General features: G+C 63.8%; 23 protein-coding genes and 2 pseudogenes. 15 read left to right on the top strand and 10 right to left on the bottom strand.

The window, feature by feature from the left end; genetic code table 11:
* Window positions 1–25: 25 nt before the first annotated feature.
* From AC0V8S_RS04740 to AC0V8S_RS04725, 4 genes are all read right to left on the bottom strand, one after another.
* Window positions 26–1405 carry an FAD/NAD(P)-binding protein gene (locus AC0V8S_RS04740; protein ID WP_475436982.1) on the bottom strand — a complete coding sequence of 460 codons (1380 nt, stop codon included), beginning with the start codon at window positions 1403–1405 and terminating at the stop codon, window positions 26–28.
* 25 nt (window positions 1406–1430) lie between these two features.
* Complete coding sequence (locus AC0V8S_RS04735; protein WP_115141745.1) at window positions 1431–1880, bottom strand: RrF2 family transcriptional regulator; 450 nt, start codon at window positions 1878–1880, stop codon at window positions 1431–1433.
* 651 nt (window positions 1881–2531) lie between these two features.
* Window positions 2532–4283 carry a phage tail tip lysozyme gene (locus AC0V8S_RS04730; protein WP_475436981.1) on the bottom strand — a complete coding sequence of 584 codons (1752 nt, stop codon included), beginning with the start codon at window positions 4281–4283 and terminating at the stop codon, window positions 2532–2534.
* 4 nt (window positions 4284–4287) lie between these two features.
* Entirely contained in the window at window positions 4288–5529 is a 1242-nt protein-coding gene (locus AC0V8S_RS04725) for a hypothetical protein (protein ID WP_475436980.1), read from the bottom strand.
* 209 nt (window positions 5530–5738) lie between these two features.
* Between AC0V8S_RS04725 and AC0V8S_RS04720 the strand changes: the two genes are divergently transcribed.
* The 9 genes from AC0V8S_RS04720 (at window position 5739) to AC0V8S_RS04680 (ending at window position 13217) form a co-directional block, all read left to right on the top strand.
* On the top strand, window positions 5739–5903 hold the full coding sequence (locus tag AC0V8S_RS04720; RefSeq protein WP_475436979.1) for a hypothetical protein: 165 nt from the start codon (window positions 5739–5741) through the stop codon (window positions 5901–5903).
* Between the two features lie 220 nt (window positions 5904–6123).
* Complete coding sequence (gene tauA, locus AC0V8S_RS04715) at window positions 6124–7137, top strand: taurine ABC transporter substrate-binding protein (protein ID WP_475436978.1); 1014 nt, start codon at window positions 6124–6126, stop codon at window positions 7135–7137.
* Window positions 7138–7253: 116 nt separating this feature from the next.
* Complete coding sequence (locus AC0V8S_RS04710; RefSeq protein ID WP_475436977.1) at window positions 7254–8027, top strand: taurine ABC transporter ATP-binding protein; 774 nt, start codon at window positions 7254–7256, stop codon at window positions 8025–8027.
* Window positions 8024–8884 carry an ABC transporter permease subunit gene (locus AC0V8S_RS04705; RefSeq protein ID WP_475436976.1) on the top strand — a complete coding sequence of 287 codons (861 nt, stop codon included), beginning with the start codon at window positions 8024–8026 and terminating at the stop codon, window positions 8882–8884. Before AC0V8S_RS04710 ends, AC0V8S_RS04705 begins: the two co-directional genes overlap by 4 nt.
* A 23-nt stretch (window positions 8885–8907) precedes the next feature.
* Window positions 8908–9096: a hypothetical protein gene (locus AC0V8S_RS04700; protein WP_183465336.1), complete on the top strand. Its 189-nt coding sequence runs from the start codon at window positions 8908–8910 to the stop codon at window positions 9094–9096.
* A gap of 355 nt (window positions 9097–9451) precedes the next feature.
* On the top strand, window positions 9452–10405 hold the full coding sequence (locus tag AC0V8S_RS04695) for a sulfonate ABC transporter substrate-binding protein (protein ID WP_475436975.1): 954 nt from the start codon (window positions 9452–9454) through the stop codon (window positions 10403–10405).
* 76 nt (window positions 10406–10481) lie between these two features.
* Window positions 10482–11639, top strand: coding sequence for an FMNH2-dependent alkanesulfonate monooxygenase (gene ssuD / locus AC0V8S_RS04690; RefSeq protein ID WP_475436974.1), 1158 nt, complete (start codon window positions 10482–10484; stop codon window positions 11637–11639).
* Window positions 11636–12412, top strand: a complete 777-nt coding sequence (locus tag AC0V8S_RS04685) for an ABC transporter permease subunit (protein WP_475436973.1) — start codon at window positions 11636–11638, stop codon at window positions 12410–12412. The genes ssuD and AC0V8S_RS04685 overlap by 4 nt, the downstream gene beginning before the upstream one ends.
* Before the next feature lie 7 nt (window positions 12413–12419).
* Window positions 12420–13217, top strand: coding sequence for an ATP-binding cassette domain-containing protein (locus tag AC0V8S_RS04680; RefSeq protein WP_475436972.1), 798 nt, complete (start codon window positions 12420–12422; stop codon window positions 13215–13217).
* 293 nt (window positions 13218–13510) lie between these two features.
* Here AC0V8S_RS04680 and AC0V8S_RS04675 read toward each other — a convergent pair whose 3' ends face one another.
* Complete coding sequence (locus AC0V8S_RS04675) at window positions 13511–13687, bottom strand: hypothetical protein (protein ID WP_475436971.1); 177 nt, start codon at window positions 13685–13687, stop codon at window positions 13511–13513.
* Window positions 13688–13996: 309 nt separating this feature from the next.
* On the opposite strand from AC0V8S_RS04675, the gene AC0V8S_RS04670 reads away from it, so the two are divergent.
* The 4 genes and pseudogenes from AC0V8S_RS04670 (at window position 13997) to AC0V8S_RS04655 (ending at window position 17359) form a co-directional block, all read left to right on the top strand.
* The gene (locus AC0V8S_RS04670) at window positions 13997–14365 is read left to right on the top strand and encodes a septal ring lytic transglycosylase RlpA family protein (protein WP_095205058.1); all 369 of its coding nucleotides are present in this window, start codon (window positions 13997–13999) and stop codon (window positions 14363–14365) included.
* 233 nt (window positions 14366–14598) lie between these two features.
* Window positions 14599–15875 (top strand): annotated as a pseudogene (locus tag AC0V8S_RS04665) (polyhydroxyalkanoate depolymerase).
* Between the two features lie 157 nt (window positions 15876–16032).
* Window positions 16033–16647 (top strand): transglutaminase-like cysteine peptidase, encoded by a 615-nt coding sequence (locus AC0V8S_RS04660; protein WP_475436970.1) that lies wholly within the window; start codon window positions 16033–16035, stop codon window positions 16645–16647.
* A gap of 460 nt (window positions 16648–17107) precedes the next feature.
* Window positions 17108–17359, top strand: coding sequence for a hypothetical protein (locus AC0V8S_RS04655; protein ID WP_183464460.1), 252 nt, complete (start codon window positions 17108–17110; stop codon window positions 17357–17359).
* A 91-nt stretch (window positions 17360–17450) separates the two neighbouring features.
* Here AC0V8S_RS04655 and AC0V8S_RS04650 read toward each other — a convergent pair whose 3' ends face one another.
* The 5 genes and pseudogenes from AC0V8S_RS04650 to AC0V8S_RS04630 all read right to left on the bottom strand — a co-directional run bounded on the left by AC0V8S_RS04650 (window position 17451) and on the right by AC0V8S_RS04630 (window position 20293).
* Window positions 17451–17819, bottom strand: coding sequence for a helix-turn-helix domain-containing protein (locus tag AC0V8S_RS04650; RefSeq protein ID WP_183464461.1), 369 nt, complete (start codon window positions 17817–17819; stop codon window positions 17451–17453).
* Between the two features lie 13 nt (window positions 17820–17832).
* The gene (locus tag AC0V8S_RS04645; protein WP_183464462.1) at window positions 17833–18363 is read right to left on the bottom strand and encodes a Smr/MutS family protein; all 531 of its coding nucleotides are present in this window, start codon (window positions 18361–18363) and stop codon (window positions 17833–17835) included.
* Window positions 18360–18773, bottom strand: a complete 414-nt coding sequence (locus AC0V8S_RS04640) for an MltA domain-containing protein (protein WP_475438575.1) — start codon at window positions 18771–18773, stop codon at window positions 18360–18362. Before AC0V8S_RS04640 ends, AC0V8S_RS04645 begins: the two co-directional genes overlap by 4 nt.
* A pseudogene (locus AC0V8S_RS04635) lies at window positions 18747–19213 on the bottom strand (MltA domain-containing protein); the annotation flags it as partial. The pseudogene AC0V8S_RS04635 and the gene AC0V8S_RS04640, both read right to left, overlap by 27 nt.
* 372 nt (window positions 19214–19585) lie before the next feature.
* Entirely contained in the window at window positions 19586–20293 is a 708-nt protein-coding gene (locus AC0V8S_RS04630) for a Tim44/TimA family putative adaptor protein (protein ID WP_183464464.1), read from the bottom strand.
* A gap of 216 nt (window positions 20294–20509) precedes the next feature.
* Here AC0V8S_RS04630 and AC0V8S_RS04625 point away from each other — a divergent pair, with 216 nt between their 5' ends.
* Together AC0V8S_RS04625 and secB are read left to right on the top strand one after the other, a co-directional pair.
* Complete coding sequence (locus AC0V8S_RS04625) at window positions 20510–21007, top strand: FxsA family protein (RefSeq protein ID WP_475436969.1); 498 nt, start codon at window positions 20510–20512, stop codon at window positions 21005–21007.
* 458 nt (window positions 21008–21465) lie between these two features.
* Window positions 21466–21969 (top strand): protein-export chaperone SecB, encoded by a 504-nt coding sequence (gene secB, locus AC0V8S_RS04620; RefSeq protein WP_183464466.1) that lies wholly within the window; start codon window positions 21466–21468, stop codon window positions 21967–21969.
* The last annotated feature ends 182 nt before the right edge of the window (window positions 21970–22151 follow it).

Below are 22151 nucleotides of genomic sequence, written 5' to 3'. Positions count from 1 at the left end.
ACGCAATTCCGGACGGAAAACCGCTTCACACTTTTCCTGGAATTGCTCTACCCAGCAATTGCTTGCTCAGCCTAGCGCACTGGACGCGGATGTCGGGGATGGCGTCGATCTCGAAGAAGGTGCCGCGAGTCAGCGGGCCGACGGCGAGGATTTTGCGCGAGACCGTACCGTCGCCGGCGATGATCTCGCAATTGGCCGAGACGTCGAGGCCAATGCGCATCGGGTCCGGCCGGCCCAGCCCGCGGTCGACCAGCGAGCGCACCACACTGTTTGACGAGGTCGAAATGTCGCGCACGATGCCCGAGCAATCGTAGATACGGGCGACGTCGAAAGTCTCGACAAGCTGGCTGTGGCGCGACTGGACGTCGACGCTGAAAGTCTCGCCCGGTGCGATGCTGACGACGCGGCCGGCGACAAGCCGGATGCGGCCGGATTGCACGGCCTCGGTCACCTTGGCGTAGACTTCCGGCGCCATGCGATGACGATGGATGTCCCACCAGGCCTTGGTGTGCTCGACGAAGCGGCGCTTGGCGGAGGCCGGCCAGTTCTGCCAGATCTTCTGGTTGAACGGCCTGAGACCATCGACCACGTCGCGCCAGTCGATGCCGGCCTTCTGGTTCTCGCGGATCAGGTCGCGGAACCAGCCGACGAAATAGGAAAGCTGGGTGCCGAGCGGAATGTCGGCGACATCGAGCTTGATCGGATTGCCCTTGCGGTGCGGCGACGGCAGCAGGCCGCGCCGGGACACGGCGATAATTTGCCCCGCATGGCCGCGCTGTTCCAGCGCCAGGAACGCGTCGACCATGCTGAGCCCGGTGCCCAGCACCATGACCGGGTTGTCCGCATCGAGCGCCGTGTCGGCCTCCGAGCCCATGCGGACCGCATGGCCCTGCGCCGGCTGCTCGTCATGGCCGGTGGCCAATATGGCCAGATGGGCGACGACGCTGGTGCCGTTGGCGAGCGCGACCTCGACGCCGGAGGCGGTCGGCGTGATCGACAGGCTCTCCTCACGGATCAGGCGCAGCCGCCCAGTCGGCTGTTCGCGCGCTTCGAGCTCGTCGAGCAGCTCGCCGAGATAGCGGGCATAGAGGCTGCGCGGCGCGTAGAAAGGTGTCTGCGGCGTCTGCTCCTGGTCCACCAGGCCACGCCCCTGCAGCCAGCGCCAGAAATTGCCGGGATCGTCGGCATAGGCGCTCATGCCGGCGGCACTGACATTCAGCACATGCGCCGACAGCAGCGTCGAATAGGCGATACCCTGGCCGAAATGCGGGCGCTTTTCGATCAGCGTGACGCGCAGATCGGGATTGGCCGACTTCAGGAGATGCGCGGCCATCACGACGCCGCTGGCGCCGCCGCCGACAATGATGATGGAACTGGGGATGATGGAATTGGCGCGCCCGCTCATGCGCGCCCCCGCATAATGCGATGCGTCAGGCCTGGACCTTCACCGTGACCGGCAGGTCGTCGATGACAATGTCGCGCATCTCGGCGAGGCTGCGCTGGTCGAGCACCTCGGCGATCGCCTGCCGGACCTCGAGCATCAGATGTCGGACTTGGCATGTCGCCTCGTTGCAGTCTTCACAGCGCTGATATTGTGTGCGGCTGGCGCAGGGAATTGGCGCCAGCGGCCCGTCGAGGACGCGCACGACATGGCCGACCTTGATCTCGTCGGCCGGCCGCGCCAGGCGGTAGCCGCCATCCTTGCCCTTGCGGCTCTGGACGAAGCCGGCATTGCGCAATTCGCCCAGTATGGCGTCGAGGAATTTCTTCGGAATGTTGTTGCCGGTCGCGATGTCGTTGACGAAAGCCAGCTGCCCGGCCGGCATGTGCGCCAGGTGTACCAGCGCCTTGAGGCCGTACTTGCCTTTTTTGGTGAGCATAGACCCAACGTTTCTCTGTCATGCGATGGCGCGAGGCCATCCGTTGCGAAACGCCTGGCGAGCCTCCCCGCCGCGCCCAAGCATCCATGACACATAAATTCTAGTGACATGATATACAAGCCGAGAAACGTTGAATTTGCTTCGTTTTCAAGCCGCTGTAGCCATTTTAACCGGCCTTTGTGCCATTAAGAGCACAGAAATGCGCTGCGACGGCAACAAGGCGACAAATGCTTTCCCGCAGGAGGCCCGTGTAGCGCGCCGACTCACCCGGTGCCGGGAGCCGGTGCATGCCGTGAGCGATCATGCTGGTGGGGTGCCCGCTCATCGTCGCCTCCAATTCCCTCATGTCGATAAGGATACTATACTTACCCTCGAACACGCGGAACGGCTTGTCAATTCCGTAGCTGTTTGAGGCAGGGGTTTGCCCCCAGGGCAGGCCGAGGTGGAATTCTCGTTCGCAGTAGAAAGCAAACGGCGCAACGTCGGCTGCTCGCCGGCTTCGTTCCCAGGGTGGGCGGGAGCGAAGCGACGTCACGGAGATCGTGGGAGGCAGAGGCAATTTTTGCACTGCCGTGACCAAAATCTCTGCGCACGGAAGATATGGCTGGTGGGCCCCCGCCATATCAAGCCTGGAGTGAGTTTCGAGGTCTCTCAGTGAAGTTTATTAGCGATAGCCATGCGTGCCTTGATGGCCCCTGAGGTATTCTTGGGTCGCTCGATAAATGTCACAAAGGCACCGACGGCAGCCTCTATAGACGAAGCGGCGGTAAACGCGCTAAACTTTCGAGCTTCCCGAATGATGATCGCAATGTTCGTTTCGGGGTCCTTAAGTTGGTCTATCGTATATCCTATTCCTAGGCCGGCCTTTCTATTACACTGGAAGAGGCCATAACTTTCTTCCGGCGCGGGTGACTTGGCGCTCGGATCCAGGCCAGACTCCCCGATCGCGTTCGCCAGAACCGCTATGAGTTGCTGATCCTTGGTGAACCCGGCTCGCTGAAAGCGGTCTACGATCAGGTCGCCATATTTCTGAAGGTCTTTCTTCACACCTGCCGCGGTCATGTCGTAGCGATTGGCGGCGCCGATGGGTATCAGCGTTTCCACGGTTCGTATGGCGGCAATCCGGGGCACCGCGTATGGGGCTTCATTGACTCCGTTCGTCTGGTTTCCAGCAAGCACCATCACTTGGTCGCCGGCGTCGGAAAACCGGGTAAAGAAGCCAACGTGGCCTATGGCGTCTGTACCAGCGGAGGCCGTCAGAACCACCACCGCGCCGGCAGGTATCTCGTGGCTGCCCAAAGGAATGCTTGTCGTTCCCCAATTCTTCCAACTGTCGGCCGCGGCCGCGCCCTTGGGCGGCGTCAAGCCTGCCTGCTTGACGCAGAAAGCTACAAACGCACCGCACCAGGCCGGAATGGGGTCGCCGACCGGCCCAAAGTCCGTCGCAGCGAAGTAGCTCTTGATGCGATCGGGTTGGCTGGCCTCGGTCACGCCCGCCTTCATTTCCGCCTTGGCGACATCCAGCCAGGGCGCCGCTTCCGCAGGTTCCCTCGGCAGCTCGTCACCCGCCAAGGTGCGGATCTTGTCGAATGCGGTGTTGAGCAGATCGGCCAGGACCGATTGAGTGGCGGCGACGAACTGCGGAACCGTCATCGTGTCTTTCACGGTGCTGAATTGCGGGCGCGCCTTGATCGCCGCCAGGTGGTCACCGATGACGGCCGAAACCAGCGCGCTCTGGTCCGATTCACTGCGACGAATATCCGCGGCCGTCTTCGGGTCGGCCAGGTAGCAGTGAAACAGATCCAGGTAACTAGGCACAAATGCCGGTTTGGCGCCGGCTTGAGGGGGCGGGGACATAAGAGTGCTGAAAGCTTTTCCGTCTGTATGCATCCGGCAGGCTGCCGCATAAACTTGCGGCATGGGGTAAATGAAGTCGTGAGGTTGATAGTCGGCGGCGGCTACGAGTCCGCTGGCGCGGAAATCATCCCATTCCGTCTGCAGCAGACCGAAAGGTCCCGTCACGCGCGGAGCGTCGAAGTGGGTCACTGTCATCCCGGTTTCGAACAGAGCCCTTGCAATGATGAAATCAGCGGTGACGAACCACGGTGCGATCGCTGGGTCGCTGTTCATGCTGCGGTCGACCAGCGTGCACTGGCGAACAAAGCTCTCCGGGTCCATCGGTGGCAGAACAGGATCGGCAACCTCACTTGCATTGCCAAGCGGTATCCAGCCATCGAGCACACCCGGTGGGATGAGGATGTTGATCCATGGCTTTCCGTCTTCATCGCTGGCGGTCTTGCCAGTGCCGAACATCACAACCCCCGTGCCAAGCACGTCGAAGGGATCCGCGGTCTTGGATGGAGTCGCTCTTATGGAAGTCAGTCGCTGCAGCTTGTAAGCCATGTCGCTATTCCTCCCCTGGCAGCGGCGGCAGTTTCGAAAGTGCCAGAATGAAGTCTGTTGTCAGTTGGTCGGACAGTTGCGGGTCGGTCAGGGTGAGATTTTTCTCGACCGCCTTTCTTGCCTGCGGGATCTTGGCACGCACGGCTTGTTGGTCAGCTCCTGCTGGCAACCTGCTTCCCTCCGGCAGCGCGCGATTGATCAGGACTATCACGTCGGTTACCCCCTCGGGGTAGGTCTCCTTTTCATAGAAGTTAGCAAACTTCGTCTGCTTGTTCGGATTACAGGAGACATACCCATTTGCGATCGTCATTTCGCCATCGGTGAGTTTTCCAGTCAGTTTCGTTGACGCATCTGAACGAGCCTTTAGCCATTGCTGGTATGCAATGATCCGTGCGGCAGTCTTCGCTGTCGGCTTTGCCTGCTCGGCGCTGGGAGCGCAAAGCTTGCCGAGTACACCTTTGATATAAGGCTCGCTGAAGGCGGTCTTGGGATTGGCGAGAATGATCGCGTATTGAGGACCCGTTGGTGGGACTTTGGTCGGACGGGGCTCGACCTTCCCGGCGGGCGCCATGGGAGCGCCGATGACGGCGGTGTCCACCAGGGGCGACGTGTTATCGAGCGCGTCTGTGCCTCCCTGGGCATAGGTGGTCAGGGTGTTGTTGATCTCGGTCTCGATCGTGAACGGCATGCAGATGCGCAAATATTGCCGCAGCGCGTACACTGCCTGAGGTCTGGTTCCGATGGATTTTGTACGCAGGTCGTCCCGGAAACGGGTCTGGTTGCTCAAGACGATGGACTGCACCGTGGAGTGGTTGACCTCCATCAGCAGCCTCGAATTTACATTGTTGAAGGTTTCCCGGGCAAAGCCGAGCGCGGTCCCGACTAGGCTTATGGCCAGCGAACCGGCCTGCGTGGCGATCAGGACGGCTTCCGTCGCCGTCTGCGTGTCGCCGATTTGATCCAGAACCGCGCCATTGGACCGCCGTCTTGCGTCGAGCCAGGCGAGATACCCGTCGCAACGCTCGTCAATATCGTTCATGCCTGCCTGGACGAAAGTATTCCAGTCCACGGCGCAATTGACGCTTCCGGCCTGCTGGCAGATGTATCGGACGTAGTCATTCTGCGAGGTAGTCTGCTTTGGCAGGGTCGAATAGCCCAGCTCCGTCCCTATTCCGGAGTCGAAGTACTGGCGATCCGCGTTGCTGCAGCCTTGCAAGACAACAGCAATCATTACGCCAACGAACATGCGTGAGCGCCACATAAGATTGTCCCCGATTTTAGGTGATAAGGTATTTGGATGAGGGGGGAGAACAATCCGCCCGCGCGCTTGTCCCCAAGATTGTTTTCTCTTGTGGACAATTCTCGGAAGTTGAGCCGAAAAAGTACCGTCCATATCTGGCCGGCATCTTGCGCAGGGCAGCGCAATTTCCAGATTTACATCGCGGGAACAAGTACATGGCGATCGTCGTTATCTCCTGGGGCGATGACGCCCGGTTTGCCGAAACGACCCTGACCAATGAATTGCCAGGCAGCTTTTCACTTCGGATCGCCTTCCTGAGGGCGTCTCTGGGCGGCTCGCTGATAAGCCCGCCGTCATCAGAAGGCCGCTACGGCTGGTGAGACAGTTGAAGAGGAATGCGGTCGACGCGAGGATGCCGGTCGGCATCGCGTGATGGGCTCGCTGCGCGCCACAGCCGCCCCATCCGCCTTGGCGGCAAGTCATCGACAGCTTTTTTCCAACAAACCCACCTTCGTTGGAAGGATTTAACTCTACAAGAACGATAGAATTAGCGGACTATCATAGGGCAATCCGGTTTTCTCTGTTTTCATGGAGCCCTTGATGTCCACCATTTCGCGACGCATTCTCCTTCTGTCGTCGGCCGCGCTTGCTGGTGCTGCCTTCCTCAGCCCGGCCTTGGCCGACGATTTGAAGATCACCATCGGCTACCAGACCGTGGTCGAGCCTTCCAAAGTGTCGCAGGCCGACGGCGTCTATGAAAAGGCGACCAAGGCCAGCATCGACTGGCGCAAATTCGATTCCGGCGCCGATGTCATCGCTGCGGTCGCCTCCGGCTCGGTCGATATCGGCTATGTCGGTTCGAGCCCGCTGGCGGCGGCGGCGAGCCGCGAGCTGCCGATCCAGACCATCTTCGTCGTCGGCCTGATCGGCCCGTCCGAAGCGCTGGTCGCCCGCAACGGCGCCGGCATCGAGAAGGTCGCCGACCTCGCCGGCAAGAAGGTCGCCGTGCCCTTCGTCTCGACCACGCATTACAGCCTGCTTGCCGCGCTGAAGCATGAGAATGTCGATCCGAAGTCGGTGCAGATCCTCAATCTGCGGCCGCCGGAAATCGCCGCCGCCTTCGCACGCGGCGACATCGACGCGGCTTACGTCTGGGATCCGGCGCTGGGCCAGATCAAGACATCAGGCAAGGTGGTGTTGGATTCCTCGCAGGTCGCCGCCTGGGGCGCGCCGACCTTCGACGCCTGGATCGTGCGCACCGACTTTGCCGAGAAGAACCCGGAAGCGGTGCGCGACTTCGTCAAGGTGACGGGCGCCGCCTATGCCGAGTACCTCGCCAAGCCCGACGCCTGGTCGGTGTCCTCGCCGCAGGCCGGCAAGATCGCCAAGCTCACCGGCGCCAAGCTGGAAGAGGTGCCGGAATTGTTGAAGGGCTATGTCTTCCCGACGCTCGAAGAGCAGGCCTCCGACAAGTTCCTCGGCGGCGGCACGGTCAAGGCGGTCGCGGCGGCCTCCGCCTTCCTCAAGGAGCAGGGCAAGGTCGATGCCGTGCTGCCGGACTATTCGAAATATGTGACATCGAAATACGTCACCGAGGCGCTGGCCTCGAACTGAGCGCCTGACGCCACTGAACGCGCGGATCTTCTTCCCTGACGCCGCGTACTGCCTGCCCCGGACCGGCTGACGAGGCGCTGTTCCGGGGCAGTCGGGTTTCCCTCTGAGAGGCCCCCATGCCGCATCTCGTGCTCGACAAGATCTCGATCCATTATGACGGCCAGCCGGCACCCGCCGTTGAGCGTGTGTCGATCGATGTCGCCGGGGATGATTTCGTCGTGCTTGTCGGCCGTTCCGGCTGCGGCAAGACCTCGCTGCTCAATGTCGCCGCCGGCCTGGTTACGCCGGCACGCGGCAATGCCACGATCAACGGTCGGCCGATCACGGCACCCGGTTCGGATCGCGCCGTGGTGTTCCAGAACGATGCCTTGTTTCCCTGGCTGACCGCGCGCGAAAATGTCGCCTTTGCGCTGCGCCTGCGCGGTGTCAGCACGGCCGAGCGGGCACGACGCGCCGACGAATTGCTGGACCTGGTGAAGCTCACCGATGCCGGCGACAAGCGCATCTGGGAGCTTTCCGGCGGCATGCGCCAGCGTGTCGGCCTTGCCCGCGCGCTCGCCGCCGAACCGCAATTCCTGCTGCTTGACGAGCCGCTCGGCGCGCTCGATGCGCTGACCCGCGAGCGCATGCAGACGACGCTGCTCGACCTCTGGACGGCAAGCCATGCCGGCGTGCTGATGGTCACGCACGGCATCGAGGAGGCGCTGGTGCTCGCCACCCGCATCGTCGTGCTGGCGCCCGGCCCGGGCCGCGTGGTGCGCACCTTCGAGCCAGGCTTCTCCCGGCGCTACGCCTCGGGCGAGGCCATCCGCGCCATCAAGGCCGACCCGGCCTTTGCCGCAGCACGCGGCGAACTGACCGATGCCATCTTCGAGGGAGAAGCGGCATGACCATTTCCTCCTACACCGAGCGGCCCGGCTCCAGCACCGAAGAGACCGACGGCCTGTCGGTGCCGTGGTCGCGGCCAAGCCCGAAACGCCGGGGCGTTTCGGCGCGCATGATCAGCGCGGTCACTATACTGGTGGTGCTGGCGGCGTGGACGCTGTCGGCCCGCCTGCAACTGGTGTCGCCGGTGTTCCTGCCCTCGCCCGTCGCGGTGTGGAACAAATTCATCGTCGTCATCAGAGACGGCTTCGTCGACGCGACGCTGCTGCAGCACACTATCGCCAGCCTGGGCCGCGTGTTTGCAGCACTCGTCGCCGCCCTGCTCATCGGCGTGCCGGTGGGTCTCGCCATCGGCATCAGCACCGTCGGCCGCGGCATCTTCGATCCGCTGCTGGAGTTCCTGCGGCCGATCCCGCCGCTGGCTTATCTGCCGCTGGTCATCATCTGGTTCGGCATCGGCGAGCCGTCGAAAATCCTGGTGATCACTATTGCCATGCTGGCGCCGGTGGCGCTGTCGACCGCTTCGGGCGTTCGCGGCGTCTCGCAAGAGCGTATCAATGCGGCGCGCTCGCTCGGCGCCACGCGCGCGCAAGTGGTCCGTCACGTCATCCTGCCCAGCGCGCTGCCTTCGATCCTAACCGGCCTGCGCATCGCGCTCGGCGCGGGCTGGTCGACACTGGTCGCGGCCGAACTCGTCGCGGCGACGCGCGGGCTTGGCTTCATGATCCAGTCGGCGGCGCAGTTCCTGGTCACCGATGTGGTGATCATGGGCATTCTGGTGATCGCCGCCATCGCCTTCGTGCTCGAATTCACCATCCGCCGGATCGAGCGCGCGCTCGTCCCCTGGGCGGGACGCGAATGATCAACCCAGGAGGCTCGACATCCATGGCCCACCCAGCCCCGGCATTGTTCGCTTTCTTCGCGACCCGGCTGCGCCTGACGCGGGAAACCAGGAAACCGCTCGACGACGCCGAGCGCAAATCGCCAGCACCGGTGCGCTGGGACGCCGAGCGCGACCGCCTGCCGCCACGCGACGAGAGTTTTTACTGGGCCTGGCAGTACTGGTCGCAGTGAGGGGCACACCGAGACAGCGACAATGACGAACGTCGCGCTCTGTCGCGCCCCCCTCTGTCCTGCCGGACATCTCCCCCACGAGGGGGGAGATTGGCAACGTCAGCGCCGCGGTATCTTCTACAACGTTGGCGGTTGGCGAAAGCCGCGATGACAGCCGATCTCCCCCCATGTGAGGGAGATGCCCGGTAGGGCAGGGGGGGCGCTGTCCCGCCAATCCTAGAAAATTGGTTCCCCTTCCGAGGGGTAACTCGCAAAATCGTTCCTCTACTAAATTTATAGAACTACCTAGCCTTGTCCTTCATCCAACCGGCGAGGACATTTCCCGGCGCCGATCCGCAGCGAAGGAGAGGGACCCATGTTCAATCTGACGAGACGCGTTTTCGGCATTGCCCTTGTCGCCGCGACAGTTGCCCTGTCGTTCGGCGCCGCAGCCCAGGAGTTGAAGCAACTCAACATCGGCTACCAGAAAACCGGCCTGCCGGTGATCGCCCGGCAGCAGCAGGTGATCGAGAAGGCGCTCAGCGACAAGGGCGTCGCCGTGAAGTGGGTCGAGTTCACCGCCGGGCCGCCGCTGGTCGAAGCGCTCAATGTCGGCGCCATCGACGCCGGCTGGACCGGCGACGCGCCGCCGATTTTCGGCCAGTCGGCCGGCGCCAACATCGTCTATGCGGCGGCACTGCCGTCCAATGGCGACGGCGAGGCGATCTTCGTCAAGCCGGCCTCGCCGGTCCAGTCGGTCACCGACCTCAAGGGCAAGCGTGTCGGCGTCGGCAAGGGCACTTCCGCGCACAACCTGCTCGTCGCCGCGCTGGAGAAGGCTGGCGTTTCGTACGATCAGATCACGCCCATCTATCTCAGCCCCGCCGACGCGGCCGCCGCCTTCGCCAGCGACCAGATCGATGCCTGGGCGGTCTGGGATCCGTTCTTCGCCATTGCCGAAACGCGCTACCAGCCGCGCGTGCTGGCCCGCTCCAGCGAGGTGCTCAAGGTCAACACCTATTTCCTCGCCAACAAGGATTTCGCCAAGGCGCATCCCGAGATCGTCACCACCACCATCGCCGCACTCGGCGAGGCGGCGAAATGGGCGGACCAGAACCGCGACAAGGTGGCCGAGGCGCTGCATGAGGTGACCGGTGTGCCGCTCGACGCCCAGACCATCGCCGCCAACCGCACCAAATTCGGCATCTTTCCGATCACCGACGAGATCGTCGCCAGCCAGCAGGCGACCGCCGACCGCTTCTACAAGCTTGGCCTGATCCCGAAGGCGGTCCGCATCTCCGACGCCGTGTGGACCGCGCCAGGCAATTGATCTCTTGTCTCGCGGCGCCGGGTGAAACCTCCCGGTGCCGTTGCCGTTTGTGCCTGCATCTCCAGGAAGTCCGCCCATGACAAAGCCAGCCAGCCCGCTTGATTTCTTCTGGTTCATCCCGACGCATGGCGACGGCTCCTATCTCGGCTCCGAAGAACAGCAGCGGCCGCCGGAGTTCGGCTACTTCAAGGAAATTGCACAGGCGGTCGACCGGCTCGGCTTTCCCGGCGTGCTTTTGCCGACCGGCCAGAATTGCGAGGATTCCTGGATCACCGCGACGGGCCTCGCGACGCTCACCGAAAAACTCAAATTCCTGGTGGCACTGCGGCCCGGCGTGACGCTGCCGACCTTCGCCGCGCGCCAGACGGCGGCCCTCGACCGGCTGAGCAATGGCCGGTTGCTGCTCAATGTGGTGGTCGGCGGCAATCCGACCGAGCTCGCCGGCGACGGCGTCTTCCTGCCGCATGATGAGCGCTACGCTCAAGCACATGAATTCCTGACCATCTGGCGCGGCCTGGTATCGGGCGAGCGCGTCAATTTCGACGGCAAATACTATCGCGTCGAGAATGGCCGCCTCGATCTTTTGCCAAGCCAGGAGCGGCCACCGCTCTATTTCGGCGGCTCGTCCGACGCCGGGCAGGATCTCGCCGCCGACCTCGTCGACATGTACCTGACCTGGGGCGAGCCGCCGGCCCAGGTCGCCGAGAAGCTGGCTTCAGCGCGCAAAAAGGCGGCGCTGCGCGGCAGGAAACTGCGTTTCGGCATCCGGCTGCATTTCATCGTGCGCGAAACCGAGGAGGAAGCCTGGCGCGCCGCCGACCGGCTGATCAGCCATGTCACCGACGCCCAGATCGAAAATGCGCAGGCGCGCTTCCTCAACCAGATGGACTCGGTCGGCCAGCGCCGCATGGCCGAACTGCATGGCGGCCGCCGCGACAGGCTTGTCGTGGCGCCCAATCTGTGGGCCGGCGTCGGCTTGGTGCGCGGCGGCGCCGGCACCGCGCTGGTCGGCACGCCGGAGCAGATCGTCGAGCGCATCCGCGAATATCAGGCGATCGGCATCGATACCATCATCGGCTCCGGCTACCCGCATCTGGAGGAAGCCTACCGCGTCGCCGAGCTTCTGTTCCCACGCCTCGGGCTCGGCACCAGGCGGCAGCGGGCGCATCGCGACATCGCCAACGAATTCTCGGTCGGCTTCCACGGTGCTGCCCGCCTGCAGGCCTCGTCATGAGCTTTTCCGCCCGCCTCCACGCCAACGCCATCGGCTGGGTGCTGCCGGTGCTGGTCATCGCCGGCTGGGAGATTGCCAGCCGCGCCGGCGTTATGCCGGCCAATGTCCTGCCGGCGCCTAGCGCTGTCGCCGAGGCCTTTTGGCGCCTGACGCTGTCGGGTGAACTGATCCGCAACATCGGTGTTTCGACGGCGCGCGCCCTTGCCGGCTTTGCTGTCGGCGGCTCGATCGGCTTCGCGCTCGGCCTCGCCAACGGGCTGTCGAGGCTCAGCCGCGGCCTGACCGACACCACGCTGCAGATGATCCGCAACATACCGCATCTGGCGCTGATCCCGCTCGTCATCCTGTGGTTCGGCATCGACGAGGAAGCCAAACTGTTCCTGGTGGCGCTTGGCGTGTTCTTCCCGATCTACGTCAACACGCTGCTCGGCATCCAGAGCGTCGACCCGCAGCTGGTCGAGATGGGTCGCGTCTACGGCATGGACCGGCGCGCGCTGTTCTTCCGCGTCATCCTGCCCGGCGCGCTGCCGGCGATCTTCGTCGGCCTGCGCTACGCCTTGGGCATCATGTGGCTGACGCTGATCGTCGCCGAGACCATCTCGGCCAGTTCCGGCCTCGGCTACATGGCCATGCAGGCGCGCGAATTCCTGCTGATCGATGTCGTCGTGCTGTCGATCCTGATCTACGCGCTGCTCGGCAAGCTCGCCGACAGCCTCGCCCGCCTGCTCGAGCGGCTGTCGCTCGGCTGGCATCCCGCCTTCCAGAACGGATGAGGTTTCGATGCCAGCCGCCAGCTTGACCGCCGTCCGATCCTTCGTCGCAGCACCAGTGCCGGCACGCCCGGCGATCGCGGTCGAAGGCCGCCGTGCCTTCGCCTTCAAGGGCGTGGAAAAACGCTTCGGTGACAAGATCGTGCTCGACGGCATCGACCTCGACGTGCCGGCCGGGCAGTTCGTCGCCGTCATCGGCAAGAGCGGCTGCGGCAAGAGCACGTTGCTCAGGCTGCTGGCCGGGCTCGACCGGCCGACATCGGGATCGCTGACGCTGGGCGCCGAGGAAGAAGGCCACAGCCGCACCCGCTTCATGTTCCAGGAGCCGCGCCTGCTGCCCTGGGCCAGCGTGGTGAAAAATGTCGAGGTCGGGCTGACCGGCATCGCCGCCGGCCAGGACGCAAGGCAACGCGCGCTCGACATTCTGGGCGAGGTCGGCCTTGCCGATCGCGCCGATGAATGGCCCTCGGTACTGTCCGGCGGCCAGAAGCAGCGCGTCGCGCTCGCCCGCGCTTTGGTCGGCCACCCGCAGATCCTGGCGCTCGATGAGCCGCTCGGCGCGCTCGACGCGCTGACCCGCATCGAGATGCAGCAATTGCTGGAACGCATCTGGCTCGCCCAGAAATTCACCGCCGTGCTGGTCACCCATGATGTCGCCGAGGCGGTCGCGCTCGCCGACCGGGTGGTGGTGATCAGCGAAGGCCGGATCGCGCTCGACCTGGAGGTGCCAGTCGCCCGGCCGCGCCGGCGCGGTTCAGCCGAACTCGCCCGGCTTGAGGGCACGATATTGGACCGGCTGTTCGGGTAGGGCTGTCGGGCAAGGACATCCTGTCCGAACCGGATAGATAGGTAACAGAATCGACCGGTAGCATGGGTGATGGTTTTCTTGCTCGCCGGGTTGTTGCTGTCTTGCGACAGCGCGATTGACGAGCGGCTTCCCCCACTCCGTCGCTGCTTCGCAGCGCCACCTCTCCCCCTCCGGAGCGAGAGGAAGGGAGCCAGCCGGCATAAGCTCGCGCATTTCCTCTCCCCCGTCGATCGGGGGAGAGGTGTCGAGCGAAGCTCGACGGAGGGGGGTCGACCTTTTATCGCCACTCACCTCTACCGGTTCGCCCACACCAGCCCGGCCAGACCGATCAGCATAGTGATCAGGCCGATATAGAGCCATTGCGACTGGCCGGTCATGAAGCTGCCGCCGACGACGCCGATACCTTGCAGCGACCACAGCGCACCGATGGCAAGCGCAATCAAGGCCAGCAGATTTTTGGTCAGTCTCATTGTCGGATCTCGCTTTTCAAGTCGATCGTTTGCGGCGTCGTGACCATGATGAAAGAGCCAAAGGAAGAAGCTCAATCACGTCGGATTCTACTTCGATATTAATCCGATATCTTGTCAAAGCGATCTCCAATATCGGCCCGAAGATCATCGAGAATTGATCACATCGCGGCGGAAAATCCCTGACAGACTGTTACCCGCTGACTCCAAACGTGTGATCTCGCCACGGAACGGACAGATGCTTGCCGCATTTCCTGCCTTATTCGGCACCTAACGGCTGGGGTCTGTCAAAAACGGAGCCTTCCCCAAGAGATGAAGAACCTAAACCAGACCGCGCTTGTCGCGGTAACGATCGCTGCTGGCCTGATGGTCGGCGCTTCCGCCACTTCGGCAACCGCCGCCGCCGGCCAGTGCGGCCGTGCTTCCTGGTACGCGCTGCACTCGAAAACCGCATCGGGCGAGCGCATGAACCCTTCGGCGATGACCGCCGCCCACCGCACGCTGCCTTTCGGCACCAAATTGCGGGTCACCAACCAGCACAACGGCCGCAGCGTCATCGTGCGCATCAACGATCGTGGTCCTTTCATCAGGGGACGTATGCTCGATCTGTCCAAAGGTGCCGCAGGCCAGCTTGGCTTCATCAGCTCCGGCCAGACCGCTGTCTGCGTGGCGCGCGTCTGAGCCTGCTCCTGTGTCCGGCAGCAGGGCCGGACACATATCGTTCACATTTCGGCACTGCACATTGAGCCGGCTCGGCCATTCCAGGCCGATTTGCAAGCCTTTGCACGAAAGAACTATTGATCACGCCACGTGACGTATTGCATCGCAGCAATTAGTTGTTAACCTCGCCGCGAGACATTTGAGGCTCGGCGCTGCTCGTCGTCCCTTCGGTCGAGGCAGCTGCGGGGTAGTCGATGTTCTATCAGCTCTATGAATTGAACCATGCGGCGCTGCAGCCGGCCAGGCTCTATGCCGACGCGGTGCGGATGTTCTACGCCAACCCGCTCAATCCGGTTTCGCACACGTCTTGGGCCGCTCGATCGCGGCGGGCGCCGAACTGTTCGAGCGCACCACGCGCCGCTATGGCAGGCCCGTCTTCGGCCTCGACAAGACCGTCATCGACTGGAAGAGCGTCGAGGTCACCGAAAAGACCATCTGGTCGAAGCCGTTCTGCAATCTCGTGCGCTTCGAGCGCGCGGTTCCCGCCGGCCGCAAGCCGGATCCGAAGCTTCTGATCGTGGCGCCGATGTCGGGCCACTATGCGACGCTGCTGCGCGGCACGGTGGAAGCCATGCTGCCCTATGCCGATGTCCACATCACCGACTGGGTCGATGCCCGCATGGTGCCGCTGGCCGACGGTAGCTTCGATCTCGACGACTATATCGACTACATCATCGACATGTTCCATGCGCTCGGCCCCGACACCCATGTGATGGCGGTGTGCCAGCCTTCCGTGCCGGTTCTGGCGGCGGTGGCGCTGATGGAGACCAAGGGCGACCCCTTCGTGCCGTCGACCATGACCCTGATGGGCGGGCCGATCGATACGCGCCGCAACCCGACCGCGGTCAACCTGCTGGCCGAGGAAAAGGGCATCGACTGGTTCCGCGACAATGTCATCATGCGCGCGCCCTGGCCGGTGCCCGGCTTCGGTCGCGAGGTCTATCCCGGCTTCCTGCAGCTGTCCGGCTTCATGAGCATGAACCTCGACCGCCACATCATCGCCCACAAGGACTTCTTCATGCACCTTGTGAAGCATGACGGCGACAATGCCGAAAAACACCGCGACTTCTATGACGAGTATCTGGCTGTCATGGACCTGACGGCGGAATTCTATCTGCAGACCGTCGACACCGTTTTCGTACGTCATGCCCTGCCCAAGGGCGAGATGACGCATCGCGGCACCCGCATCGATACATCAGCCATCCGCAACGTCGCTTTGTTCACGGTCGAAGGCGAGAACGACGACATATCGGGCCTTGGCCAGACCAGGGCGGCGCAGGATCTGTGCGTCAACATCCCGGCCGACAAGAAGGCGCATTACGTGCAGCCGGCTGTCGGCCATTACGGCGTCTTCAACGGCTCGCGCTTCCGTTCCGAGATCGTGCCGCGCATCGTCGACTTCATCACCAGCTATGGCCGCCAGAACCGCGTCGCGGTGAAGCCGAGGCTGGTCCGCACCGCCAGGCGATAGGAATTCCGGACAAAATCGGCCGCCGGACCGATTCTGTTGCACAATAGACGCTGTCCCTCCCCGCGGGTAACCATGCTGGCAATCAGCCCGTCGCCGTAATTGACACGGACTGTCAATCGCCCTTAACGTTTCGTTAACAACAGGGTGAGCGGGGACAATGAATTCCTCAACAATGGCGAGAAGGCTGCGCTTGTGCGTGGCTGCGGCCGGTCTGGCCGCCACGGCAAGCTGGCCGGCAATGGCGGCCGGAGCGATGGCGACCGGGGGCATCACCTCGCAGCCGATCGGCCACTATGATTTCTGCAAGCTGCACCCCGGCGAATGCTCGATCCGTCCGAGCAATCTGGCACCGGCCAGGATGACCAACGGGCTGATGCGCAAGCTCGCCAGCGTTACCGCCAGGGTCAACGCCGCCGTCAAGCCGATGAGCGACATGGACATTTACGGCAAGGACGAGGTCTGGGCCTATCCCGACAAGGGCGTCGGCGATTGCGAGGACTATGTACTGGAAAAGCGCCGCCGGCTGTCCCACATGGGCATCTCGCTGTCCGATCTGCTCATCACGGTGGTGCGCAAGCCCGACGGCGAAGGCCACTCCGTGCTGACCGTGCGCACCGACAAGGGCGACTACGTGCTCGACAATCTGACCGACAAGGTCAAGGCCTGGGACCAGACCGGCTACCGCTTCCTCAAGCGGCAGGCGATCGACAACACCGGCCGCTGGGTCTCCATCCGCGGCGGCCAGCAGGTTCTGGTCGGGTCGGTGGAGTAGGGGGCTGGGGCTGCGGTTTTAGAGGCGCGGCCGTTCTTGCGAGTTCCGTGGGCTCTGTCGACCAATCTGGCAGAGGTTAGCGCCGCCCCTCATTGCCCTGCCGGGCATTTCTCCTCGTATAGTGACGGGGAGAAAGACGCCGCCGTTTATGGTTTCGCCGATCACCACCACCGCAAAATAAGCGCCAGCGGCGCGGCTGTTGCCTTCTCCCCGCTTACGGGGGTGAGGCGTGGTCCGCGCAGCGGGCGAAAAGCCAATTGCTTGGCTTTTCGAACAACGAACGCCCGAAGCGACAGCGAAGGGCCGGGGTACCCGAAGGGCGGATGAGGGGCGGCGCCGACATGGCAAGCCGCGCACCGCGCGCCTCCCTCCGAAAAATCTTCGATCTCTCCATGAACCATTTCCGTCCACCCGGCGACACACAGCCGTGAATGACGAAACCCAACCATGGAGACTTCAAATGACTGCTTTCCTGCGTAACACCTTCCTCGCCGTCGCTGCCGTATCGGCCTTGAGCGGATCCGCTCTGGCTGGTCAGACCGACACGAGCTGCGTCAAGACCACGCTCAATGACCTTTGGGCCGGCCGTTGTTGCGGCACTGCCGGTGCGTCGGACTGCCTGGGCGGCGGCCACGACCGCGACCATAATGACAATGGCCGCCCGGGCACCAAAGGCGGCAACCCCAACGGCAGCACGGCCGGCAAGTATTGATCTCGCCACAGTTGCCCGCCGGCGCTTCGCCGGCGGGCACTGTTTTGCGATCAGGCAGACATCCGGCCGTCGCAAAATCCGGGCAAACCCGTTACTTCAGCCGGCCAAGTGCGGCGCGGATCGATGCCGTGATGCGACGCAGTTCCGCTTCGTCGAGCTTCTCGATGTTCTCGGCCAGAAGGTTGGCCAGCTCGGTGGCGGCGGGATTGAGACCCGACGTGTCGAGCCTGACACGCGGATGCGAGGCTTCGGCCAAGCGGGCCAGTTCCTCGGCATCGTCCCAGATAATGTTGAAATAGCCGATGATCTTCTGGATCAGCGTCCAGGTCGGCGCACCGCGCCGGCCATGTTCGAGCGCCGAGAGATAGGCGGCACTGACGCCGATCGCCGCCGCCATGTCCTTCTGGCTGACGCCGCGCTCGGCGCGCAGCGCCCGCAGCTTCTCGCCGAACGGCGTCATGTGCCCGGCCTCCTCATGAGCGCGCCCGCCGCAGCCTGATGTAGAGCGCGCCCGAACCGCCATGGTTGCGGGCGGCATGGTCGTGGCTGGAAACCAGCGGCCGGAACGCCGGCGTCGACAGCCAGGCCGGCACCGCGCGCCGCAGCACGCCATCGCCGCCCGAGGAAGACCCCTTGCCGGTGATGACCAGGACATAGCGGATGCCGCCGGCATGCGCCCGGTGCAGGAACGAAAACAGCAGCGAATAGGCCTCGTCCTGCGTCATCCCATGCAGGTCGACGCGGCCCTCGATCGGCAGCCGGCCTTTCGACAATTTGTCCAGTGTCGGCTCGTCGAGCCGGTGCGTGACATGCTGCACCTTCGGCTTTGCCGCACCTGCCGCATTGGCCGCGGGCTGGGCCGTCTGCGGCGCCGTCGGCTTGGCCTCGATGGCCATGTCGGGGATGTCGACGGAGGTTTTGCCCTTGAGCGGCTTGGCCGTGCGCGCCACCAGGTTCCACAACACCCGGTCGTCTTCGCTCAGCCTGTCCGGACGCTTGCTCATTTTGCGCCCCCGACCAGCGCACGCGGCACCAGCGCGTAAAAATCCGCGGCGTTGCGCACCACGCCGGCGATCTCGCCGGCCGCGTCGCCCGAGCCGGCGAACAGATCGCCTCGCGCGGGCCCGGTGATGGCCGAGCCGGTGTCCTGCGCGATCATCAGCCGCCGGAACGGTTTTGCGTCGAAAGCGGTCAGCGTCGGCGCGTCGATGTAGAACGGCGTGCCGAATGTGTGCAGCAGGCGGTCAACGGCGACCGAACGGCCCGGCGTCAGCGGCACTTTGGCGGCGGCGATCGGACCGAGGGCGGCGTCCTCGACTTCAGCCTCGCGGAAGAAGATGTAGGAGCGGTTCTGCCACAGGATCTCGTCGATGCGCTGGGGATGCACCTTGAACCAGGCGCGGATCGACTGCATCGTCACCTCGGCCAGCGGGATTTCGCCCAGTTCGCTCAAGATCTTGCCCGGACCGGTGAAACGCTGGCCCGACTTGGCGGCGTAGGTGACGCGGCAAAGCCGGCCGTCGGTCATGGCGAGCCGTGCCGCCCCTTGCACATGGATGAAGAAGGCATCGACCTTGTCGGCCAGCCAGGCGATCTCGAGCCCTCGGTCCGCCAGCGCGCCACGCTCGATCGTCCCACGGTCGAATACTCGGCCAGCCCGTTGTCGGTCCGGCGCGCGAAGGCGAGATAGGCGTCCATTCCCTCAGGCCGGTTGGCGTCGTCGACATCGGCGAGATCGGCCGGGCGCGACAGCAGCGGCACGATAAAACGCTCTGTTCGGACCGGCGAAGCCTCGACCTGCGGCTCGTAGAAGCCGGTGACCAGCCCGGCCCCGGTCTCGGGCCGGACCAGCATCGGCACAAAATGGCGCTCGAAGAAGGTTCGCGCCTCCGAGCGGCTGACGGAAGAGGCGCCGCGCGCCTCCGCATAAGCCCCGGCGAAGGCACCGAAATCGACGCCGAGCGCACCGCTGCGATAGGGTTTTGTCAGAACATGGAAGGCGGAACGGCGAAAAGCCTCGAAGGCCGCCAGAGGGTCGTCGTCGCCCCAGCCGGGCAGGTCGTCAAAGGATTTTTCGATGAAGAGAGGCGATAGCGACACCGGAGCCCCGTCGCTTTAAAGCGCGTCGTGTTTGAAGAGAGTCATGCGACGCGCTTCGAGCCTTGGTTTTGATGCAAGTCGTTGTCCCAAAACCGCTTCGCACTTTTGGGCGACATGCATCGGGGCTCAGTCTTCTTCTTCGGTGGCGACGAGCTTCCAGTTCGGATCGCGCGAGCGCGTGTCGCGGGCGAAGGTCCAGACATCCTTGACCTCGGCCACGGTTTCCGGATCGCCGTCAATGACCGCACCGGCCTTGTCGCGCGTCGCCGAAATCAGCTCGCTGATGATGCGCAGCGTCACATGCGCCTCGCCACCCTTCATCTCGGCCGAGACGATGTCGGCCTTGTCGATGCCGACGAAGGAGGACTGGATCTTTTCGGCCTTGGCCTCGCGTTCGCCGATCGCGGCGACGAAACCGTCGAACACCTCGCGCGACAGCAGGTTCTTCAGCGTTTTGCGGTCGCCGTCGGCATAGGCCATGACGATCATCTCATAGGCCATCTTGGCGCCGTCGACGAAACCCTTCGGATCGAAGGACGGGTCGTTGTCCTTGATGGCGCGCAGGCCCTTGTTGAGGTCGGTGTCGGGCTTGGCGAAGGCGTCGATCGCCGTATAGGCGTCGGCCGGCGCCGGCTCGCCCGGCAGCCGCTTGCGCGGCAGCGAAACGACATTTTCCGGCTTCTGCGTGGCGTCCTTGTCGGTGCGCGCCGCCGTATAGGGGTCGAAGGGCGGCCGCTCGCTACCGGTCCGACGGCCCAGCACGTTGCGCAGCTGGAAGAAGATCACCACCGCCGCGATCAGGAAGAAAATCGTGCCGAAGTCGAAGAAGCCCATATCTTCCGCCAATCAATCCCTGCCTCGAGGCCGGACCATCCGGCCAATGGCCGCGGTCGCATAGCGTTCAACATTCAAAGCATATAGAACGCAAGGTGCAATCATTCAAATTAAAGGCAGGCATACCTATCTAACAGCCTCAGTGCCAGCGGCGATTGCCCGCCAAGGGCCAAAACAATCGAAACGACCAATAACGATCGAAAAGGTTGGCAAGACTTGCGCATTTCGCTGCTTCCCTTCTTCCTCCTCGCCCTGCCGCTGCTGGAAATCGCCGGTTTCGTCATCGTCGGCCGCGAGGTCGGCGCGCTGGCGAGCGTTGGCCTGGTGCTGGCCTCGAGCATCGCCGGCGTGCTCCTGCTCCGGCACCAGGGTTTTGGCGTCATGGCGCGGGTGCGCGCCGAGATGGACGCCGGCCATGACCCCAGCCGCCATCTTGCCCATGGCGCCATGATCGTGGTCGCCGCGATCCTTCTGATCATCCCCGGCTTCATCACCGACATTATCGGCCTGCTGCTGTTTCTGCCGCCGGTGCGCGACCTTGCCTGGCGCCGGTTCAAGGGCCGCATCGTGGTGGCCACCGATTTCTCGGCCGGCGGCTTTCGCCGGTCGCGCGACAAGGTCATCGACCTCGACGACGGCGACTATTCGCGCGAGGACGACTTCAAGCGCGGCCCGGATCACAATTCGCCGTGGCGGCGCCTGAAGGATGATTAGGTCGCGGCTCTGCCTGTTTTGATCGGTTCTGAGAGCCCAGCGCTGCCCCAGCCGGGCTCCTTTCCTCTCCCTCCGGAGGGGGGAGAGGTGGCTCGGCGAAGCCGAGACGGAGTGGGGGAACCACCTGGCAAGCGCCGCGAACGGATATTGAAAAGGGACCAAGGCGCAAGCCTCGCCTCGCCTTGCGCCCAAGGGTCGACCCCCACTCCGTCGAGCTTCGCTCGCCACCTCTCCCCCGATCGACGGGGGAGAGGAAGGGCGCCCTTCCGCAACGGCTGCGGAGGACGGGCAGCCAGGTGAGGGGCAGCGCTGACCTCGACGATGATCTCTCCACACCCAACCGCAGCCGACACGAGCCCGAAGGCGGCAAACCTTGTCTTGTCATGCCGGCCATGGTAGCGAACGCCCGATTTCAATTCGGTCAGCAACGCTGCCCAGGGGAAAAGGATATAAGGCTCATGGCCAGCAATGATGACGCGCCAGTCGGCGCTGCCAACGGAAACGGCAACACGGCGGCGCAGCCGTCGCTCAACGTGCTTGCCCAGTATGTGAAGGACCTGTCCTTCGAAAGCCCCGGCGCGCCGAACTCGCTGCGCGGCCGCGACAAGGCGCCCGGCATCGCCATCAACGTCAATGTCAACGCCAACCCGCTGTCCGACAAGCAGTTCGACGTCAACCTGACGCTGAACGCCAAGGCCTCCTTCGACCAGGAAGTGCTGTTCAACGTCGAGCTGGTCTATGGCGGCGTCTTCGCTATTTCGGGGTTCCCGCAGGAGCACATGCTGCCGATCCTGTTCATCGAATGCCCGCGCCTGCTGTTCCCCTTCGCCCGCCAGATCATCGCCGAGGCGACCCGCAATGGCGGCTTCCCGCCGCTGATGCTCGACCCGATCGACTTCGCGCAGATGTTCCAGCAGAAGATCGCCGAGGACCAGGCCGCGTCGAAGGTCAAGGTGAGCTGAGGCTCGGCCGGAACGGACGTTCTGAAAACCCGGCCTTGCGCCGGGTTTTTTGTTGCCTTGGTGACCTTGGGGCGATCCAGCCCTGGTGGCTGCCGAATTCCGCCACCCCCCCTCTGGCCGGGCTTCGCGCGTCACCAGCGGCTTCCCCCACTCCGTCTCGGCTTCGCCGAGCCACCTCTCCC

The organism is Mesorhizobium oxytropidicola (genome assembly GCF_056174625.1).
The sequence above is the reverse complement of the archived record's forward strand: the minus strand, read 5'-3'. Positions and strand labels throughout refer to the sequence as shown.

Coding starts and splice junctions, on each gene's coding strand:
- AC0V8S_RS04655 (WP_183464460.1), top strand. CDS start 17,108: ATGACTGCTTTCCTGCGTAACACCTTCCTCGCCGTCGCTGCCGTATCG.
- AC0V8S_RS04640 (WP_475438575.1), bottom strand. CDS start 18,773: ATGCAGTCGATCCGCGCCTGGTTCAAGGTGCATCCCCAGCGCATCGAC.
- ssuD (WP_475436974.1), top strand. CDS start 10,482: ATGACAAAGCCAGCCAGCCCGCTTGATTTCTTCTGGTTCATCCCGACG.
- AC0V8S_RS04645 (WP_183464462.1), bottom strand. CDS start 18,363: ATGAGCAAGCGTCCGGACAGGCTGAGCGAAGACGACCGGGTGTTGTGG.
- AC0V8S_RS04720 (WP_475436979.1), top strand. CDS start 5,739: ATGGCGATCGTCGTTATCTCCTGGGGCGATGACGCCCGGTTTGCCGAA.
- AC0V8S_RS04725 (WP_475436980.1), bottom strand. CDS start 5,529: ATGTTCGTTGGCGTAATGATTGCTGTTGTCTTGCAAGGCTGCAGCAAC.
- AC0V8S_RS04650 (WP_183464461.1), bottom strand. CDS start 17,819: ATGACGCCGTTCGGCGAGAAGCTGCGGGCGCTGCGCGCCGAGCGCGGC.
- AC0V8S_RS04630 (WP_183464464.1), bottom strand. CDS start 20,293: ATGGGCTTCTTCGACTTCGGCACGATTTTCTTCCTGATCGCGGCGGTG.
- AC0V8S_RS04675 (WP_475436971.1), bottom strand. CDS start 13,687: ATGAGACTGACCAAAAATCTGCTGGCCTTGATTGCGCTTGCCATCGGT.
- tauA (WP_475436978.1), top strand. CDS start 6,124: ATGTCCACCATTTCGCGACGCATTCTCCTTCTGTCGTCGGCCGCGCTT.
- AC0V8S_RS04730 (WP_475436981.1), bottom strand. CDS start 4,283: ATGGCTTACAAGCTGCAGCGACTGACTTCCATAAGAGCGACTCCATCC.
- AC0V8S_RS04670 (WP_095205058.1), top strand. CDS start 13,997: ATGAAGAACCTAAACCAGACCGCGCTTGTCGCGGTAACGATCGCTGCT.
- AC0V8S_RS04740 (WP_475436982.1), bottom strand. CDS start 1,405: ATGAGCGGGCGCGCCAATTCCATCATCCCCAGTTCCATCATCATTGTC.
- AC0V8S_RS04660 (WP_475436970.1), top strand. CDS start 16,033: ATGAATTCCTCAACAATGGCGAGAAGGCTGCGCTTGTGCGTGGCTGCG.
- AC0V8S_RS04705 (WP_475436976.1), top strand. CDS start 8,024: ATGACCATTTCCTCCTACACCGAGCGGCCCGGCTCCAGCACCGAAGAG.
- AC0V8S_RS04680 (WP_475436972.1), top strand. CDS start 12,420: ATGCCAGCCGCCAGCTTGACCGCCGTCCGATCCTTCGTCGCAGCACCA.
- AC0V8S_RS04700 (WP_183465336.1), top strand. CDS start 8,908: ATGGCCCACCCAGCCCCGGCATTGTTCGCTTTCTTCGCGACCCGGCTG.
- AC0V8S_RS04710 (WP_475436977.1), top strand. CDS start 7,254: ATGCCGCATCTCGTGCTCGACAAGATCTCGATCCATTATGACGGCCAG.
- secB (WP_183464466.1), top strand. CDS start 21,466: ATGGCCAGCAATGATGACGCGCCAGTCGGCGCTGCCAACGGAAACGGC.
- AC0V8S_RS04695 (WP_475436975.1), top strand. CDS start 9,452: ATGTTCAATCTGACGAGACGCGTTTTCGGCATTGCCCTTGTCGCCGCG.
- AC0V8S_RS04685 (WP_475436973.1), top strand. CDS start 11,636: ATGAGCTTTTCCGCCCGCCTCCACGCCAACGCCATCGGCTGGGTGCTG.
- AC0V8S_RS04735 (WP_115141745.1), bottom strand. CDS start 1,880: ATGCTCACCAAAAAAGGCAAGTACGGCCTCAAGGCGCTGGTACACCTG.